The sequence below is a fragment of the Vibrio rotiferianus genome (assembly GCF_002214395.1).
In the GTDB taxonomy this organism is placed as follows: domain Bacteria; phylum Pseudomonadota; class Gammaproteobacteria; order Enterobacterales; family Vibrionaceae; genus Vibrio; species Vibrio rotiferianus.
In genome coordinates this window covers 503,453-522,843 of sequence record NZ_CP018311.1, presented here as the reverse complement: position 1 = coordinate 522,843, position 19,391 = coordinate 503,453, and the positions used below count along the sequence as shown (strand labels likewise).

The following is a 19,391-nucleotide window of genomic DNA, read 5'->3' as shown; positions in this document are numbered from 1 at the left end:
TGTGCAGACTCTTTTGCCGTATTGGTCTCAAAATGTACTCTATTGGCTAAGTTATCATCCCCCGGCGTTTTTTTTAATTTTGAGAGATTTATCCCAAATATTTCATGGGGAAGAATGTCGGGGGGGGGAAGAACATGACATTTAAACTCACCAAGCTGGCATTGGCTACCATGCCGCTGGTTACTTTATTGTCTGGTTGCTGGGAGGGAAGCAGCCAGATTCATCAAGACAAAGAATCCCCATCGTCAGAATCACTAGAGATCAAAGCGATTGATGGTTATTTGCGTGATGCCCAAGTCTGGCTGGACCTTAATGGAAATTATCAAAGAGAACCAGATGAACCATCTTCAACATCAGGGGAAGGCGGCCTTGCCATACTGGATGTATCTGGGGTAGGTGGTGATATAACTAGCTACCCGGTGATGGCTCGCGCTATAGCAGGTCGGACGGTAGATGAGGATAACCCAGGAGTTCCTTTAAGCGATGGTTATCTGATGACGGCTCCGCCAGGCTCAAGTGTTGTAACTCCAGTTACAACATTAGTAGCTCTTAAGATGACCGAAGGCAAAAATAAAGAAGAAGCCATAGAAGAAGTAAATCAGTTACTTGCACAACCAGAAAGTAACCTCACCAGTGATTATTTGGCAGATGGAAACGAGCTCTTGGCAGATAGCGCCAGAGCATTAGTCCTGTTATTACCACAGCAAGTGGAAGATATAGATAACTTTGAAGCGTTAGAAGTTCTGGTTCAAGGCGCGGAGCTGCTAGGAGACGAAGTACGCCAACAGGAATCTAGTGGTCAGGAGCCTACTCTCGATAAAGTCGTTTTGACTGAAATAGACGGTCAGGCGAAGTTAATTTTTGACAAGGATGGGGATGGCGTTGAGGATGAGCAGGATGCTTTTCCTGATAACCAGTTTGAAAGCCTAGATACTGACAGCGATGGCATTGGTAATAATGCCGATGATGATGACGATAATGATGGTTGGAGCGATGCGGATGAACAGCGTCTAAACACAGACCCTCTCAATGCTGATGAGGTGCCTGCCGATTTAGATGGCGACCATATTACCGACAGCGAAGACTCTGATCGTGATGGTGATGGTGTAGAGAACTCGCAGGATGCATTTCCAGACAATAGTACGGAGAGTGTAGATACGGATGGCGACGGTACCGGTAATAATGCCGATAGTGATGATGATAACGACGGCTGGAGTGATACGGATGAAGTGCGTCTGAACACGAATTCTCTTGACGCAAATAAGAAGCCTGCTGATCTGGATGGGGATCATATTGCCGACAGCGAAGATTCTGACCGTGATGGAGATGGCACAGATAATGTCCATGATGCTTTCCCGAACAATAAGCTAGAAAGCTTGGATACAGATGGTGATGGCATTGGCAACAATACCGACCGTGATGATGATAACGACGGTTGGAGCGATGTGGATGAAGTTCGCCTGAACACGAATTCTCTTGATGCTAACAAGAAGCCAGCCGACTTGGACGGTGACTTTATTGTTGATAGCGAAGACACTGATCGTGACGGTGATGGTGTTGATAACGAGCAGGATGTGTTTCCCGACGATAATGCGGAAAGCCTAGATACGGACGGTGATGGCGTTGGAAATAATGCTGATACTGATGATGATGGTGATGGAGTTCTGGACGTAAATGACGCGTTTCCTTTAGATAAGGATAAATCTGCTACTGACACTGACACTGACACTGACACTGACACTGACACTGACAGCGACGGTGATGGTGTTATTGATAGCCAGGATGCTTTCCCACTTGATCGTTTTGAAACCAAAGATAGTAACAAGGACGGTTGGGGTGACTTTGCTTCCAGTGATGACGATGGTGATGGGACACCGGATTCTTTGGACGCAACTCCGCAGGGGGAAGGCTCAACAGGAGCGATTTCCGCATCGGTTAGCTTAGCTGTTGATGGCGCCTCTGCTCACTGGCTGAGCCTAGATCAGTTTGTCTACAACGGTGCCGATGGAGCAGTTAAAAATGAACTTTGGGTAAGCAATGCCGATGGTGCATTGGAGTTCACCGATAAGTCGCAGTTTACCGCTTATGCATTGAGTTATAGCAAAAAAGTGGATGATGGACGTGTACCGCATCTGACTGGCCGCGATGAATACAGCACAGGCTTAACCGCTGAGGTAGTGAAAGGTCTTTTGAAGCAGCGCGTTTATGCGGTAGCTGTGAGCGATAGTGGTGAAGCAGTAGCAGTGACCAAAGTGCAGACACCGTTCTTGTTGGATAGCCTATATACTGAAGGCGATGCCGATGCTGATGAGGCGAATCAGGGTGCATGGTTAGAAGATGGTCTGGCCCAGTTCCGTTTGTGGGCGCCAACGGCGCAGGAGGTTGAGCTCTACCTGTACGATGGAAATAAACGTCCGATGGATAATGCTCCAGTTGCGATGACAGAAGATCCTGTTAGCGGTATCTGGTCCTATACTGGTGATGCGTCATTAGAAAATAGCTTCTATCGTTACCGTGTGAAGGCTTACCATCCTGCAACCGATCGTATTGAATGGATGATGACGACTGACCCTTACTCTGTGTCACTAAGTACCGCTAGTCGCTATAGCCAGTTGGTTGATTTAAATAGTGATGCGAGTAAACCCGAGGGCTGGGATAGTCAGTCTATTACTCCGCTGAATAAGCCAGAAGATAACATTATCTATGAGTTACATATTCGTGACTTCAGCGGATCAGATACTGCTGGTACGGCGGACTACAATGGTGGCTATCTGGCCTTTACGGAAGCAGAACGTGACAGTGTAAAACAGCTGCAATCGCTTCGTGATGCGGGCCTGAACACCATTCACCTGCTGCCAAGTTACGATATTGCCACTATTCCAGAAGAGGCAGAGCGTCGTGTTGATATCACCGACGATGCTAGCAAGTTATGTAATGCTGACACGGGTATCGCGCCAAGTGCTCCCCTATGCGATATCGCTAAGACAGGTACGATCTCCGATATCTTGACAGGTCTGGATCCATCCACTGCTAAAGCTCAGGAAGTGATGGCAGACATCCGTGTGCGTGATGGATTTAACTGGGGCTATGATCCGTATCATTACAATGCACCGGAAGGCAGTTATGCCTCCCAAAGTGACGGAGTTAGCCGCATTAAAGAGTACCGTTCTATGGTAAAAGCTCTACACGGAATGGGGTTTCGTGTGGTGCAGGATGTGGTGTTCAACCACACCAGTGCCTCTGGCTTGTACAACAACTCAGTACTGGACAAAGTGGTACCGGGTTATTACCACCGTCGTAATCCAGATAACGGTTATGTGGAGAGTTCAACCTGTTGCGATAACACCGCTTCTGAGCACCGCATGTTTGAGAAGCTTGTAGCGAACAGCTTGGTGATGTGGGCTGAGAACTACAAGATTGATGGTTTCCGGTTCGATCTAATGGGTCACCTGATGAAATCAAGCATGGTTAAGGCATATGAAGAGGTTAGAGCTGTCGATGCCGACACTTGGATTTACGGTGAAGGCTGGGACTTTGGTGAGGTGTACAAGAATGCTCGCGGCATTAACTCTAGCCAGTGGAATATGGCTGGTACAGGTATCGGTACCTATAACGACCGGATGCGTGATGCAGTGCGAGGTGATCATAACGATCCAATGAACGACGTTCCTGGCTTCGCCAATGCTGGAGATCGATTTGACACTATGGGTGGAAAAATGGATCTGATCCGCCTAGGGATGGTTGGTAATCTGCAGGAATATCCGGTCCCGACCGCTAGTGGTGCGGTTGTTTTGGGGCGTGACTACAATTTTGGAGGTCATGGAGCAGGTTATGCAGCAGATCCGCAGGAAGCAGTGAACTATGTTTCCAAGCACGATAATCAGACTCTGTGGGATATTAATCAGTACAAAGCCAAAGGAGAAGTCTCTCCAATGGATCGAGCACGTATGCAGATCTTAGGCCTTGCTCCTGTGATGTTGGGACAGGGGGTGCCGTTTCTACATATGGGAACCGAGTTACTGCGTTCTAAGTCCATGGAGCGTGACAGCTACGACTCTGGAGACTGGTATAACCGGGTTGACTTCAGTAAACAGTCAAACAACTGGAATGTTGGTCTTCCGCGTGAGGATAAAGACGGCAAAAACTGGGACTGGATCAAGGCTATCGTTGCTAATCCGAATAACCAGGTAACTTCTTTCGAAATCAATTGGGCGGATGCTCGTTTCAAAGAGATGTTGAGTATCCGTTCTGAAAGTGAACTGCTTCGCTTGGGTGAGGTAGATCAGATCCTTAAACGGGTCCGATTCCACGCCACAGGAGACAAAGGCAGGCCAGGTACCATTGTGATGAGTGTGGACGATGGCATTAGTGTTGGTGAAGATTTGGACCCAAACAATCAGGCTTTGCTTGTGGCTATAAACTCTAGTATTTGGGAGCAGAGAGTCGCTATTCAAGGAGCTGACGGCTTTGAACTCCATCCGGTGTTGAAGGCTGGTAACGATGAACGAATTATTGCTGCCCGTGTAGAAAACGGAGAACTTGTGATTCCCGGCCTGACAGTAGCCGTGTTTGTTAAGCCACAGGAGGCAGAGCAGGGGCAGGGAATGGATGTTGGCCCGCTGGACGAAGCTATCTATCTACGAGGAGAGTTTAGTGGATGGGATACCTCGCTAGAGATGGAGTACCAAGGTCAGGGGCGCTATGAAACTGAAGTTAAACTGGGAGCTGATAGCAATTACCAGTTTAAAATTGCAGCGAGTGAGTGGGATGCTCCGCATCCTCAATATAACAGCTTTAATCTGAGTCTTGCTGGAGGGGGATATGCCTGGAACAAAGAGAGCAATGGCAACCTGAGTGTTTCCATCGTTACTAAGGGGACATATCGCTTTATCCTTGATCTCAGTGATATAGGCAATGCAAAGCTGAACATCGTTGCACCACAAGATGCTGTCATTATCTCAACGCCGTCATATGGCGATGAAGCTATCTACCTGCGTGGTACTTTGACCGATTGGGATAGTGGCAGCCGGATGAGCTACGTTGGTGACGACAAATACCAGACTCAGGTGCGTTTAGTAGAGGGAGAATATCACTTTAAGCTTGCTTCCAATGATTGGAATACCGTTAAGCTGGGCATTGGAGAGCTGTCTTCAGTTGATGGAGGAATCACACTGGAAGATGCGTCAAATGACAATCAGATCTTGGTTCGAGTGGTCACACCTGGACAGTATTTGTTTGAGTTGGATGCGGCCAATAAAACTCTTTTGGTGAAGTTGGTGGAAGCCGCGGATATCAATGGCGTAATGATGCAGTACTTCCACTGGTATAACAGTGAGGCCGATAACCTTTGGATTAAAGTGGCTGATGAAGCGTCAACCCTTGCTAATAATGGTATTACCGCGTTGTGGCTGCCACCAGCCTATAAAGCTATGAAGCGTGATGATGGGACCTTGGGCGTTGGTTATTCGACTTATGATTTGTACGACCTAGGTGAGTTTAACCAGCAGGAAACAACCCGCACCCGTTATGGTGATAAGGATCAATACCTTGCTGCAATAAGTAGTGCGCATGATGCCGGGATTAAAATTTATGCTGATGTTGTTCTGAACCACAAGATGGGGGCTGAGGGAACTGAAGAAGTCGATGCTGTTCGGGTTAGCTGGGACAACCGTAACCTAGAAGAAGGGGATAAAACCATCGCAGCTTGGACCAAGTTTGAGTTCCCTGCGAGAAGCGGTATCTACTCTGATTTTAAATGGAGTTGGTATCACTTCGATGGCGTCGATTGGGACCAAAATGACGGTGAAAAGAGGATCTTTAAGTTTCGTGGTGTAGGTAAAGCTTGGGATAGTCAGGTCAGTAGCGAGTTTGGTAACTATGACTACCTGATGGGAGCGGATTTGGATATGGATCATCCGGATGTAGTTGCGGAGCTGAAGAGATGGGGCGCATGGTATGTAGCATTTGCTAACTTGGATGGTTTCCGTCTGGATGCAATTAAGCATATCAAGCAGGACTTTTTTAGTGACTGGCTGGATTCAGTTCGAAGTAAAAGTGATAAAGGGCTGTTTACGGTTGGAGAGTACTGGGACCCAAGTGTCAGTAAGCTACAAGATTATTTGAAGCGAACGGGATATCGGATGTCGTTATTTGATGCTCCGTTACACTACAATTTCCACAGCGCCTCAAAAGGTAATGGTGGCTATGACATGCGTAACTTGATGAATAATACCTTGATGGCATCAAATCCGACTCATGCGGTAACGCTGGTTGAAAATCACGATACTCAACCACTGCAAGCTCTGGAGTCACCAGTTATGGACTGGTTTAAACCGCTTGGCTACGCATTTATTCTGCTTCGTGAAGAAGGGTACCCAAATATCTTCTATGCCGATTACTATGGCGCAAGCTATCGGGATAAAGGTAAAGACAATAATTATCACGACATAACGATCAGCTCACAGAAAGAGGTGTTGGACAAGTTATTGGAAGTCAGAAAGAAATACGCATACGGTACTCAGCGTAATTATCTCGACCATTGGGATGTGATTGGTTGGACTCGCGAGGGCGACAGCGAACACCCAGAGGGGGTAGCTGTAGTGATGAGTGACAATAGCGAAGAAACCACCAAGTGGATGGAAATAGGCTCAGCTCATGTTGGTAAATGTTATGTTGATGCCTTGGGTCGTTATGATGTGTCAGATGAAGTATGCGTCAACGAACATGGGTGGGCCCCATTTAAAACTAAGCCAGGAAATGTCTCGGTGTGGGTAAGGAAATAACCGATAGTACAATTATAGAGGCATTTAACCCGCCATAAACTGAAATCGGCCTGCTAATATTATTGATTAGCAGGCCTTTTATGTATAAATCGAATGATAGGTATAGCGGGGGATGAAATGGGACTTTCTGGCTGTGGGATATTTCTGAATAGTAAGAAACTACACCCTACTCAGGCCTTGCTTGATTCATCAAATGAAATAGAAATAGAGCAGCTGGATAGTAACACTCACTGAATTAAGTATAGTAGTAATGGTCACTTACCAAATTTTAACGGTAGTTTTACTGTGACTGGAAGCAAATATTTTGTACTCGGAGATCACCGAAACAATAGTGTTGATTCACGTTATTGGGGGGAACGTAACAGCATCATTGGGAAAGTTACCTACGTCGCATTTTCAATTGCAAGTGAACGTTCCTCCGAGCGGTTTGCGATAGCCGTCGAATAAGTTTGTGGTAAAAATAGAACTTCCAAACGTAGGGGTTTCATTAAAAGTAGTTCCTATAATTAGGTGAAATAATATGGCCATGGAGGACCGTTTGAAAGCTCTATCCGTTGTAGAACCATGGGGTAGCATGATCGCCGATGAGATAAAATTACTCGAAATTCGATCTTGGGAGCCCGAACAACTTCCAATGGTAAATGTTGCGTTAGTCCAAAATACAAAGCGCTTAACAAAAGATGGGGACGAAGATTTTGATGGTCGAGTTATTGCTATCATTGATATTGTCTCTTGTGCCCCTTGGGAAAAAGAAGATTGTCGACATTCCGGTTGCGATGAGTCAGATTTTGAAGAAGGGTGGTTTGCTTGGGAGCTGGTTAATATCAGGAAACTAGATAACCCCGTTAGTGCAACAGCGAAAAGGAAGTTCTACAACCTAACAAATGAAGAAGTAGTTGCAGTTAAGCAGGAAGTAAAAGAGCACAAGTTGGTTTAGTTTTGATTTGAAACACGTGGTACTTTACTGCGCTTGTATTTTCTAAAATAAACAAACTATATCTTAAATGTTGGATGCTATTTGATAAGGAATGTCTATGAATATTTTGAAAGCTTTATTGCTAAGTCTGATCACTTTGATTGGGTGTTCTTCATCTCCCAAAGTACACTTGACACAGTCCCCTATTGAAGTTGAATCTCAAGATTTAGACAAATATTGGGTTCAAGATTCGGGTAAGTTTAAATTCACATCTCGTGCGAAGCTACCAAAGACTAGTGGCTATGTTTTGATAAATTATTTAGTCGATTCTAATGGGGAAATATTTAACCCTACGATTGTGGAGTCTTCTCCGAAAGGAGAATGGGAGCTAATTGCTTTAGAAGCGTTGAGCAGAATTAATTATCTCCCATCTAAATCAAATTCAGCTAAAATACCCGTTTATGTGACGAGTGAGTTTAAGTTCTTGGATCAGTAAGAGTGAAAGAAAATAAAAACTCAAATGTCAATAAGGTAGATTGGCACAAGAATACTATTAACGATGATACTATTATCACGGCAAGCTATAAAAATACACAAAACGTTCGTGCCTATTTTAGAGCTAAGCTTGGACATGACTTTAAGTTCGATCGCGGCTTCATGGAATGGATGAAAGGTGCAATAGGCTTAACGATGAGAGAAGCTTGTAGAGAATGGAAGGTTCGCCAACACTTAAAATAGAAGCTTATTAGGTCATGTGATTGGAAATCAAGAAGCTAAAATACACCGTTCAGAAAGTGCTCTACATTCGCGTCCTGAACCAGAGGCATCTTCCTAGATTATATTTTTACCTGATGACGTGGTTGTACGCCAAATAGTGATTCGGAGGAGAGATGAATATTTCCTATGAAAAGGTAACCTATGAAGATCAAGAATCCGTTTTAGCGCTTGGTGAAGCTGTAAACGAAGAGTTTGTTATTCCTTGTTTGAGTCCTGAGGGGCAAAAGAATATGAGAAAGGCTCGTCAAGTCGATATCAAGCGAGCCATAGATACCGATATTTATACTTCTGTTAAAGCGGTTAAAGATGGCCAAATAGTGGGGTATGTATCTTGGCGGCAAGGAAATTATATTGCGCAGCTCTATGTCAGTTCGAAGTACCAGAAAAAAGGTATTGGTAGAAAACTAGTGTCTGAAATGCGAAGACGTAGCGGATCTTCAAGTATAGAACTGAAAGCATCGGTTAATGCTGTGAGTTTCTACAAGCGCTTAGGCTTTAAGCCGATAGATAAAGAGCAAGTCAAAGATGGAATTCGATACCTGCCGATGCTTTTAATTTCTGATGAGTAACAAAGCGCGCTCCTAGCTGGTATTAGATATAAAGCCTTAAACATCTCCGGTTTAAAGATGGAGGAGCTTTGAATGTTAGTCAGGTCTACTTATACCTAACAATAATATTAGTTTCATATTTAGAGCATTTGCTTCCAATATTTCGCTGAAGTTTATGGTGAAAATAATCCTCTGACAGTCCGATAACATTTGTTTGCTATCAACGCGTTCACTTATCGAAGTATACGGTATGAGTTGATATACCGTTGCATTTTATGCCAACCCTAAAACGATATTAGGAACCCGTTATGAACAAGTCACTGACTGCCATTGGATTATCTTTAGTGCTAGCAGGAACTGCAAATGCAGCAAACTGGGGATATGAAGGAGAGCATGGTCCTGCCCATTGGGGAGAGTTTGCTTCTGAGTGTGCAAAAGGCCAAAACCAAAGTCCAATTAATATTGATTCTACAATTGAGGCAAAGTTAGCTAAGTTACAGTTTAATTATGATGGTAAAGTGATTTCATTGTTAAACAACGGTCACACTTTGCAAACGAGTTTGGAAGGCAACAATACACTGAAGGTTGATGGCAAAGACTTTACTTTGAAACAATTCCACTTCCATACGCCATCGGAAAACCATGTTGATGGCAAAGAGTACCCACTGGAAGCGCACTTTGTACATTCTGACGAAGACGGTAACTTAGCTGTTGTTGCAGTATTCTTTAAAGTTGGTGAAGCAAACCCTGCTCTAGCTAAGCTTTTACAAAATATCCCTGATAATGAGCAAAATGTGGCAATTAAAGCTCCATTTGATGCAGATGCTCTGATCCCAATGGATAAAGAGTACTACCGCTTCAATGGCTCTTTGACGACGCCTCCGTGTTCTGAAGGGGTGCGTTGGTTGGTGCTTAAAGAGGCACAGAGTATCTCACCAGAGCAAGTCAAAGAGTTTGCAAAGGTTATGGGAGCTAATAATCGTCCGATTCAAGCGTTGAACGCGCGTATGGTTCTTGAAAACTAGTGAGAGTTTGAAGAGCAAGCTAGATTTTAGCTGTAGAGAAGTTGAATGAAGCAATTGGCTCCCTAGTGAGCCAATTGCTGTATTTTTAGAATGGATACCAGAACAGGTGAGTGTCTATGACTCGCTTGCTAATCGCAGCTGCAACAATCACGGCAATGCCTGCCATACAAATCATGTCGGCTTTGGTTAACGGTTTTAGGCTGTACCAAGTACGAGATGAGTGGCGACCAAAACCGCGTAATGTCATCGCGTTAGAAATTTGGTCTGCTCGATCTAGGCTAGAGAAAATCAATGGCCCTAAAATCTTAGCGACGTTCTTCATACGCGTAAACAGAGGGGCTTTCTTACTCAGTTCTACCCCGCGAGCTTGTTGAGCGTGCATGATGTTCACGAAGTCTTTCTTCACTTCTGGCAAGTAACGTAAGGTCAAACTGACTGCGTAAGCGATTTTGTAAGGCACACCTAAACGGTTCAAACTTGCTGCAAATTCAGTAGGATGCGTGGTAAACACAAACACTAACGCAATCGGGAACATACTGAAGTATTTCAGTGTCACCGTGACTAGGTAGAACAGGGTCTCTTGGGTAAGTGAGTAATTACCCGGTAACGACAACAACACCGTCGTCGAGCCTATGTATTCAGTGCCTTGCTGCGGCGCTAATGCAAACATAAACAAGGCGTTAATAAGCAATACACTACCAGTACCAATTAGGAGTGGTTTGTAGACACGAAATGGCACCTTGGTCATTTTCAGCAGAGCCAAGCCAACAATGATCAGTAGAGCAATAATGCGCAGGTCAAAGGTCGTAAGCACTACCGTTACCCAAGCGATGAACATCAAAAACTTAGTGATGCCGTTCAACTGGTGCAGTGGTGATTGGGTATCGATGTAGTTGATACCAAACTTCATCTTGTTGTCTTTCATGCCACTACTTTCTCAATGTTTTCAGCATCATTATTTTGTGAATCTTGAGCTTCTGAAGTTTGTACATCGGCTTTGTTTTCACCCTCTCGACGTGCTTTTTCAACGTCAATAAAGTGCTGCATAAAGTCGTTCGTGTTCTCAATGCCTAACTCAGTCGCCAGTTCATATAAGCTAGTTGTCGCCAAGTTCGCTTGGTCTAACAGTGCTGGGGAACTAAACACTTCGGTCATTGGTGCGTCAGCAATCAACTTTCTATCAGCAATCACGATGGAACGAGTGGTGTATTCCAAGACCAAGTGCATGTCATGAGAGATGATCATCACCGTAATGCCAAGTTCACGATTAAGCTTCTCGATAAAACTCAGCATTGATGTGTAGTTACGATAATCTTGACCTGCAGTAGGCTCGTCCAGAATCAAAAGCTCAGGCTCTAAGGCAAGAATTGATGCAATCGTCACACGCTTCTTCTGACCGTAGCTTAAGGCCTCAATCGGCCAATGGCGGTACTTGCTCAAACCACACAGCTCAAGGACTTCCAATACCTTCGCTTCGATTTGGTTCTCTTCAACGCCACGGTTACGCAGGCCGAAAGCCACTTCGTCGAAAATCATGTGATGCGAAATCATATGATTTGGGTTTTGCATTACCACGCCAACCTTTTGGCTGCGCTCGAAAATGGTTAGCTCGTTTAAGTCTTGGCCGTTCAACATCATCGAACCTTGGTCTGGTTCAATCACGCCCATCACAAGCTTAGTGATGGTGGATTTGCCGGAACCGTTTTTACCCAAAACCGAAACGAACTCGCCGCGTTTTACATCGAAGCTAACGTCTTCAAGCGCGTTTTTCTCACCATCGTAGGAATAGGTAAGGTTACGAACAGCCAGAAGAGTCTCGGCTTGCTTTTCAACGTTGGTTGCTTTTGAGGCTTCAAACCATGTGCTGACGGCGGTTTGGTATTGCGTCAATGGCAGTGTGCTCAAGCTCGATGGCTTTGCATCGCCTTCAATCGCGCAGCCCGCTTCTTTCAACGCGGAAAGGTAAAGTGGCTCACGAATACCGTATTCCTCAAGAAGATGGGATGCCAATATCTCATCCGGTGTGGTGTCTGCGATGATTTCACCGCTTTCCATTAGGATGATGCGGTCAACAGAGCGGTGCAGAACATCCTCAAGACGGTGCTCGATAATGATGATGGTTTTACCCGTTTCACGGTGCAGTTCATCGATAATCTCGATGGTCTTCTTACCCGTTTTCGGATCAAGGGCTGCCAATGGTTCGTCGAACAATAAGATGTCAACGTCATCGACTAAAATACCCGCCAAAGAAACGCGCTGCTTTTGACCACCGGATAAATCGTGAGGAGAGCGATCTAACATCTGTTCCAAATCGACCATTTTGGCTGTAGCTTTGACCAAAGGGTACATGTCGATGTTAGACATCAATTGGTTTTCCAACGCGAATGCGATGTCTTCACCAATGCTCAACCCAACAAATTGGCTGTCCGTATCTTGCAGTACGGTACCAACTTGTTCGGTGAATTGGTGCATGTCAAAAGGGGCGGTGTCTTGACCATTGATGGTCAGTTTGCCACTGGTTTCCCCTTTGATAGCGTGTGGGATCAGTCCGTTAAGACATTGGCCAAGGGTAGATTTACCACTACCACTTGGACCGATAATGACGATTTTCTCTCCTTTCTCTATCCTTAGATTGATATTTTTTAGCGTCGGTTTGTCCAGCGACTCATATCTAAAAGAGAAGTTAGAAAATTCGATTGTCATTCGACATTAAGCCTCTGTTAAGTTGCGGCTTTGCTTGTTACGTTTTGCGACAGACTTAAGAATGAAAAAGCCCACAATAGCAATAAGAATAGTGTTACCCAGCGCGATGATCGACAGCTGTGTGAATACCTTAGTGAACGGTTCTGCGTACAAAATGGTGTCTAGGAAGGCTGAACAGCCATAACCGAATACGTTGCCCAACAGAGCAAGCACCACGAACAACGCGAAGTCTTTCATATTGAAGTCACCTTTCTCTAAACGGTTGCGAGTCAGAGAAGGGAAAAGACCGATAATTAAACCAACAATACCTGAACCAAGTACCCAAGTGAGCCATACGCCCCAGCCTGCAAATAGGTCGGTAACCCAGTGGCCGATAAAGCCAACCAAGAAGCCTACCAGAGGGCCGAATAATACTGAGAACAATGCCAATACCGCCATTGCTGGTTTCAGCGTCGTGTTTGCAAACACAGGGATGCCAAACATTGGCAAACCGCCGATGCCGTATAGTGCAGCACCGATTGCAATAACCACCACGGTTTTAGCAGAAAGATTCATAGATAACCTCAGTTCAATTGTCGATTTTAAAGAACGTTCACTTGCTTTGTTTTGCAGCGCTGATTGTGTAACAAAGTTTGGAAACAACCAAGCTGCTTATTGTTTGCTCTATTTTTCTTCAAGAAATGTGTGACTGAATTCACGCACCTCATTGACTGGCTTAGTTTTTCAGCAAGCATCAAAAATAAGGCGCGCATTATACAGAATATTGATAAAAGTGGGAATGCTATCTGTCTGGATGGCTAGAATGAAAACAGGGGCTGACTGTCAGCCCCTGATTACACCTTGTGATGGTTTTTTCACCTATAAATTAATGGTCTAGGTATAGGTAGTTTTGCCAGCTCTTCATACGAATAAGTACTTTGCGCATGATAGATACGTGGGTAAAGCTATCTGAGTAAACGGCGACTTCAACTGCTGTACCCATCGGCAGATGATACTCTTCTAGGTCATCCGTGATTTTTAAAGTCACGAACACGCGACCGCTGGTGCGCAGAGCTTCTGTACCAAGCAGTGAACCTCGCGCTTGGAATTGGCTCTCACCAATCGCTGGTAGCACTTCAACGACCTCGCCTTTAAATACGTTGCCCGGTAGAGCTCGGAACATAAACTCGGCTTCAAATCCCGGCTCAAGACGTTGCAGTGAGTTTTGACGAAATGCTGCTGTATATAACTTTTCTTCTGTATGAACGAAGGTCATTACTGGTGCAAGCGGTAAAGGTACAGCCATCACACCTGGACGCAGTGCCAATTGCGTTACATAGCCATCCGTTGGTGCGGTTACGACGGTTTGCTCTAAATTGAACTCAGCTTTTCTTAACTCGGCCAATAGTGACGCGACTTGCGTGTTTTCTCCGCCAACTTCAGAGTCGAGTGCGATTTGCGCTTGTTCTTGCTTTGATTGCGCAACATCTAAAGCGGCTTGGGCTGCTTTGAATGCTTGGCGACGAGTATCCAATTGTTGCTCAGTGAATGCGCCACGATCGAAACCACGTTGGTAACGATCAAATTCGCGCTGCGCTTTATCACGTTCCGCAAGTGCTTTGAGCACGGCAGCTTGAGCTTCTTGAACGCTAGACTCAAGACCAAGTGCGCCTTGGCTCGCTTCTTTTACTTTCGCTCGTAGTTTGTCTACTTCCGCTTGGAATGGAATTGGGTCTATACGGAAAAGTACATCGCCTTTTTGTAGCGGTTGGTTTGGTTGAACCGGAACTTCAATGACTCGGCCACGAACGCCAGAAACGACAGGGGTGGTTGAGAACACTTGGTTGCCGATCTGGGTAAACGGGTGGTTGTAGTTCATCAATAAGATGAGTGTACCGACCAACACAACACCACCAAGTACGGCTGTTGGCACTGTCCATTTATTGAGTGGTATATTGAAAATTTTGAAAATCGCGATACATAAGGCGGCGTAAGTCAGAACCAGTAGTAAATCCATTATTGTTCCTCCTTACCTTGTTCTTTTTGTGCTGGAGTGCTTGATGCTGGCTTTTCACCTTTCAGCGTAGAGACTTCTTTTTTCAATTCGTTGACTTCATCTATTAACTCTTCGAGGCGATGATGGATATCATGCGTTTCTTGTTCGAGTTGTTTGAAGCCCCAGCCTCGTTCTTTGCGCCATAATGTCGCCCAAATCCAAAGGAAAGGCCAAAGGGCGTGAAGTGTGAAAAGGCTTACCCAGCCAGCGTAATGAATAGCGTCTTGGTGGGGATGCTCGCGCTCTTTTGCTATTTCATAAGGAATATCATGAATCACAATGATTCCGTAGAAGATAACCAAAGCAACGAAAATGAGTAACCCAAGTGCAAAATAGTCTAGAAACATCTTACTTCCCTGTGCTTGTTGCTAAATAGAAAAACTTACGTAAATTAACTGTTTAAGTATTTGATGAAACAATAAGTGAATCAAGTTATTTATAACTCGATGCGCTGTTATTGAGAGATACGGCATGCAATACGAAGGAGTAAGCAGTGCAATATTCAGGTGAGATTGCCGCGATAAGCGCCGCAATCGTTTGGGCATGTGCGACATGGATATACAGTCAATTCAGCCATCGTTTTTCCGCGATGCAGTTGAATATAGTCAAAGGCATTATTGCGTCGGCGATGATGCTGGTGGTTATGCCGTTTTTGCAGCAAGGTATACCAACACAAATTGAACCAATACATCTCGCTGTATTAGCGGTTTCCGGTGTGATTGGTATTGCCATTGGTGATAGTGCTTACTTCGCCGCGTTGAAGCGCATTGGTCCGAATAAAACCTTATTGCTGGAATCTCTTGCTCCACCGTTATCGGGTGTGCTTGCTTTGGTGTTTCTGGGTTCGGAGCTGACATTACAAAGTTGGCTTGGCGTAGTGGTGACAACCGCAGCAGTGACTTTTGTTGTCTTTCAACCTTCTTCTTCAGGCGAAGAAACAAATTGGAGTGGCATTGGGTTTGGACTGTTGGCGAGTGTATGCCAAGCCTCGGGCGTGGTGATTTCTCACTATGCATTGGTGGCAGGGGATCTTCCACCTTTGTTGGGTGCATTAATCAGACTCAGCATTGGTGTGGTTGCGGTTTGCTTGGTAATTAAAGTTGTTGAGCCTGCACCGTTTAAAGGCATCAAGCAACATATTCAAGAGATGGGTAAGAAGGTCATGGGATGGCTGCTATTGGCGATTTTTGTCGGTACCTTCCTTGCGCTTTGGCTACAACAAATCGCTTTGAAATACGCGAACCCAGCGATCGCACAAACCTTAATTGCCACTAGCCCGCTGTTTATCTTGGTGATTTACGCCATGAAAGGCGAAAAGGTAGGAGCGAAGAGCGTGATAGGGACATTAGTCGCGCTCGGTGGTATTTCGCTGTTCTTCCTTTAAGCTTTTCATTAGTAAGTTGAAGAAAGATGCAAAAACGCCCCAGTTATGGTTGGGGCGTTTTTGTTGTTCAGGGATTTTTATCGCTGAGGACTTGGCTTATAGCTCAGTGCACACTTGGTTTCGACCATTCGCTTTGGCGCGGTAGAGTGCTTTATCCGCTCGGTAGAAGGTACGTTGAGTGTTTTCTCCTTCGTGGTGAGTGGTTATGCCAATAGAAACAGTTAAGCCCCGTTCCCCCAAGATCTCGTGCCAGCCAAACTGATAAATACGCTCTCGATAGTTTTCGGCGTGCATTTCGGCCATTTCGAGTTCGTGGTTTTCAAGAATGACCAAGAACTCTTCACCACCGAATCGGACACAAGAGGCTCCCCGGAATTTGAAATAATTTGCTAGTTCTTTTGATACATTTTGAATCGCTTTGTCGCCTACTAAGTGGCTTAGCTCGTCATTGATCGACTTAAAATGGTCGATATCAACCACCAAAAGTGCAAAAGGGGTGTCGTGGAGCAACAAATCCTTCAGCTTCACCTCCAACCAACGACGGTTATGCAGTGATGTGAGTGGGTCGGTAAACACATCTTGTTGAAGCTGAGCCACGGTATTTTTATGTTGCTGTGTTGTCTCTTTTAGCTCTTTGTTCTCGATTTCAGATAAAATGAGTTTAAGCTGTAGCTCAAAACGTGAGAGCCTTCTTAGTTGTGCGGAGCCTAGTTCACTTATAGGAATATGTTTGACCAAATCGGATTCGATTTGGAATGCTTTTTTTTCATATGTGAGGGCATCTTTGAAATAAGATTGAGATGCACACACATTGCTCATAGCGTTATAAAAATACTTCGCCAAAATAGGTGACGATTGAGTGGGAATACGCTTAGCGAGCGATGAAAGCAACATGTTTGCAAGTTGTTTGTGACCAAAATAGCTCAAGCAACTTGCGACCTCCATTTTCACCATTGTAGACAGCCATGGGGTGTGAAGGTTGCCCACTGTGTATTGGATTTTAGCGAGAGCGAGCAGTGCTTTATCATATTCTTGGTTCAAGCGGTGTATTTTGGCCTGATACAAGCGAATTTGTCCTGTTAGGTTTTTATCACTAACAAGAATACTCAGCTCTTCACACTCAACCAAAAGCTCGGCTGCCGCGTTACTCCTACGTAGCTTGATGTAACATGCGAGCATATAAAGCTTGTATCTCAGTCTCAATGAACGACTGCTAATAGCATGATCAATGGCATCGATCTTTTGGTAGTACCGCAATGCTCGGTTGTGATCGCCATACGCATCGCATAAGTTGCCCATTCCGATGACTGCTTTCACGTATTCATCAATAAATCCATAGTCCACCGCAATCGTAGTGGTGGTGGTGTACTCATTGAGCGCTTGAGCATACTCTCCGATTTCTACCATTCTGTTACTCAAACTGGATTTTATTGTTAGGATGTCTTCGGCATCTTCAGGCAGACTCAACAAGTCTAAAGCAAGTTTTAATTCCTGAATGCTCTCTGTTACTTGCTTTATTTCGGCTCGGTATTCAGCACTGATAATATAGCAGTGAGCTTTTTCTCTATTTGTTGATGCAACGTGTTGACGAACGTGAGACCAGAGAATTAAAGCTTCTTCACCATTGACAGAAGTTGGGTCTAGTCCAGCATCGGTGACTTTATTTAATAGTTGTTCCATCTATGATGCCTCTGCACGATTTTCTTCAAGTTGTTCTAATGTGAACGGGAAAGTAAGAATATCCTGTAGATACATAATTGGTTGCTTTACAGCTAGGCCTTTTCTTGCCCAAGGGTAAATTTTTATCATTGATTGGATGACATGGAATATTTGCTCGGCGGCATCACCTTTATCCGCGACTAACATTGCTAAGCGATTGGTGCTCAATCGAGAAATCAGGTCGTTCGTCGTGGTAAGTGAATGAACGAGTTCGGTGCAAATATCAAGGTATGCGGGGTCATCATGTTCAATCATAATGACGGCGTGGTTGGAACGTGCTAACTCGGTCTTAAATAGAACGAGCTTCTCCCACCAGTAAGTCTCTGATACCACGTTCGAAAACTGCTTTTCAGGATTGTATTCATACTGAGCTTGAATTCGATTGATCAATTTGCGAGCCCGTTGCTCCAGTTGTCGTTTTGAGCTGCGCGCTTTGTCCATGCTGAGGCGGTGAGTTTGTTCTTTGAGCATTTTTAACGCGTACTTGCGATATTTTTTGAATGCAAGAAATGCCGCTTGGTGGTCACCTTGTTCCTCTGCTACACGAGACTGCTGGAAACAAATCTGGCTCAGTAACTCACCGTTATCAAAAGCGAGCGCTGACTGCTCAGCAGCTTTAAGCAATTCGCTAGCAGTACATGTATTCTTGCGTAGCAACTGCAATCGCGCTTGGCTTATACAAGAATGCGCTTTCATCCAGACAAGATCATGTTCCATTGCGAGAGTATGAGCGCGTTGAGTTGCTTCTTCTGCGGCATCGAGTCTCTCTAGGCCTAACAGTGCTAGCCCTTTAAAATCCCATATCTCTGCCTGCCATGTTTTGTCGTCGTGATCTTTAAGGACTTCAGAGGCCCCGTCTAAAACGGTGAGCATCTCAACAAATTGGTTAAGAAGGTAGTAATCCCAAGCCAACAGAATACGGGCTTTTCCTTCTAGAGGGGCATTGCGCACACTATTTGCCACTTTGACGGCAAGTTCATGCGTGGAGGCGGCAAGGGCGTGATCATTGGTAATTCGCCATACATTTCCGAGACCAACGAGGGCTTCAATTTGAATTGCGGTGTCGTCAACCAAGGCTGATTGCTCTAACGCGTTGATCCAGTATTGCTGTGCTGAGTAATACTTTGCTTGGCCCCAGTACTGTAGAGCAAAGACATGGAGGATTTCAGGTAGGAAGTCGTCGGTATCGAGTTGGTTTTGTATATTGTAGGCTTGCTTGATGAGCTTTAGACCTTTTCGATACTCCATCACGCACCAGCAACAGTGAGACATGATGAGAAGGGACTGGATTTCGCCTTCTGGAAACAGGATTTGTTCCGCACGCACTCTACATTGCTCTGCAAGCTGCAATGTTGCTGCTGGGCTAGGCTTGATATGCCTTCTTAGCTCATTGAGTTCAGCTTCTAACTGAAACTGGTTTTTATCCAAAGTCCACATCCATGACTATCGAACAGACAACGTGCCTAATGATGTCTACATATATGAGTGTGCATTATGTAAAC

15 protein-coding genes are annotated in these 19,391 nt (G+C 44.9%); 8 read left to right on the top strand and 7 right to left on the bottom strand.

From position 1 onward, the window contains the following. Window positions 1-134: 134 nt before the first annotated feature. The 7 genes from BSZ04_RS02505 to BSZ04_RS02475 all read left to right on the top strand — a co-directional run bounded on the left by BSZ04_RS02505 (window position 135) and on the right by BSZ04_RS02475 (window position 10,048). Entirely contained in the window at window positions 135-6,782 is a 6,648-nt protein-coding gene (locus tag BSZ04_RS02505; RefSeq protein WP_161493752.1) for an alpha-amylase, read from the top strand. 234 nt (window positions 6,783-7,016) lie between these two features. Further along, window positions 7,017-7,229 carry a S26 family signal peptidase gene (locus tag BSZ04_RS25430; RefSeq protein ID WP_088879413.1) on the top strand — a complete coding sequence of 71 codons (213 nt, stop codon included), beginning with the start codon at window positions 7,017-7,019 and terminating at the stop codon, window positions 7,227-7,229. Window positions 7,230-7,302: 73 nt separating this feature from the next. Continuing rightward, entirely contained in the window at window positions 7,303-7,719 is a 417-nt protein-coding gene (locus BSZ04_RS02495) for an ASCH domain-containing protein (RefSeq protein WP_088879412.1), read from the top strand. A gap of 97 nt (window positions 7,720-7,816) precedes the next feature. Then, window positions 7,817-8,194 carry an energy transducer TonB gene (locus BSZ04_RS02490; protein WP_088879411.1) on the top strand — a complete coding sequence of 126 codons (378 nt, stop codon included), beginning with the start codon at window positions 7,817-7,819 and terminating at the stop codon, window positions 8,192-8,194. Between the two features lie 2 nt (window positions 8,195-8,196). Next, the gene (locus BSZ04_RS02485) at window positions 8,197-8,436 is read left to right on the top strand and encodes a DUF6434 domain-containing protein (RefSeq protein WP_088879410.1); all 240 of its coding nucleotides are present in this window, start codon (window positions 8,197-8,199) and stop codon (window positions 8,434-8,436) included. A 152-nt stretch (window positions 8,437-8,588) separates the two neighbouring features. After that, window positions 8,589-9,044, top strand: coding sequence for a GNAT family N-acetyltransferase (locus tag BSZ04_RS02480; protein WP_088879409.1), 456 nt, complete (start codon window positions 8,589-8,591; stop codon window positions 9,042-9,044). Window positions 9,045-9,331: 287 nt separating this feature from the next. After that, window positions 9,332-10,048, top strand: coding sequence for a carbonic anhydrase (locus BSZ04_RS02475; RefSeq protein ID WP_088879408.1), 717 nt, complete (start codon window positions 9,332-9,334; stop codon window positions 10,046-10,048). An 85-nt stretch (window positions 10,049-10,133) separates the two neighbouring features. Here the strand turns inward: BSZ04_RS02475 and BSZ04_RS02470 are convergent, their stop codons facing one another. From BSZ04_RS02470 to BSZ04_RS02450, 5 genes are all read right to left on the bottom strand, one after another. Next, complete coding sequence (locus BSZ04_RS02470) at window positions 10,134-10,973, bottom strand: energy-coupling factor transporter transmembrane component T family protein (protein ID WP_088879407.1); 840 nt, start codon at window positions 10,971-10,973, stop codon at window positions 10,134-10,136. Beyond that, window positions 10,970-12,751, bottom strand: coding sequence for an ABC transporter ATP-binding protein (locus BSZ04_RS02465; RefSeq protein ID WP_088879406.1), 1,782 nt, complete (start codon window positions 12,749-12,751; stop codon window positions 10,970-10,972). Before BSZ04_RS02465 ends, BSZ04_RS02470 begins: the two co-directional genes overlap by 4 nt. A gap of 6 nt (window positions 12,752-12,757) precedes the next feature. Then, a complete protein-coding gene (locus BSZ04_RS02460) occupies window positions 12,758-13,306 on the bottom strand; it encodes an ECF-type riboflavin transporter substrate-binding protein (RefSeq protein ID WP_005432209.1) in 549 nt (182 codons plus the stop codon). Between the two features lie 310 nt (window positions 13,307-13,616). Next, complete coding sequence (locus BSZ04_RS02455; protein ID WP_088879405.1) at window positions 13,617-14,747, bottom strand: HlyD family secretion protein; 1,131 nt, start codon at window positions 14,745-14,747, stop codon at window positions 13,617-13,619. Then, complete coding sequence (locus tag BSZ04_RS02450) at window positions 14,747-15,133, bottom strand: DUF3302 domain-containing protein (protein ID WP_005438987.1); 387 nt, start codon at window positions 15,131-15,133, stop codon at window positions 14,747-14,749. Before BSZ04_RS02450 ends, BSZ04_RS02455 begins: the two co-directional genes overlap by 1 nt. 146 nt (window positions 15,134-15,279) lie before the next feature. On the opposite strand from BSZ04_RS02450, the gene BSZ04_RS02445 reads away from it, so the two are divergent. Continuing rightward, a complete protein-coding gene (locus BSZ04_RS02445; RefSeq protein ID WP_088879404.1) occupies window positions 15,280-16,170 on the top strand; it encodes a DMT family transporter in 891 nt (296 codons plus the stop codon). A 96-nt stretch (window positions 16,171-16,266) separates the two neighbouring features. Here the strand turns inward: BSZ04_RS02445 and BSZ04_RS02440 are convergent, their stop codons facing one another. Both BSZ04_RS02440 and BSZ04_RS02435 read right to left on the bottom strand, forming a co-directional pair. Continuing rightward, entirely contained in the window at window positions 16,267-17,850 is a 1,584-nt protein-coding gene (locus BSZ04_RS02440) for a diguanylate cyclase (protein ID WP_038887443.1), read from the bottom strand. Continuing rightward, window positions 17,851-19,317, bottom strand: coding sequence for a tetratricopeptide repeat protein (locus tag BSZ04_RS02435; RefSeq protein ID WP_088880221.1), 1,467 nt, complete (start codon window positions 19,315-19,317; stop codon window positions 17,851-17,853). Between the last annotated feature and the right edge of the window lie 74 nt (window positions 19,318-19,391).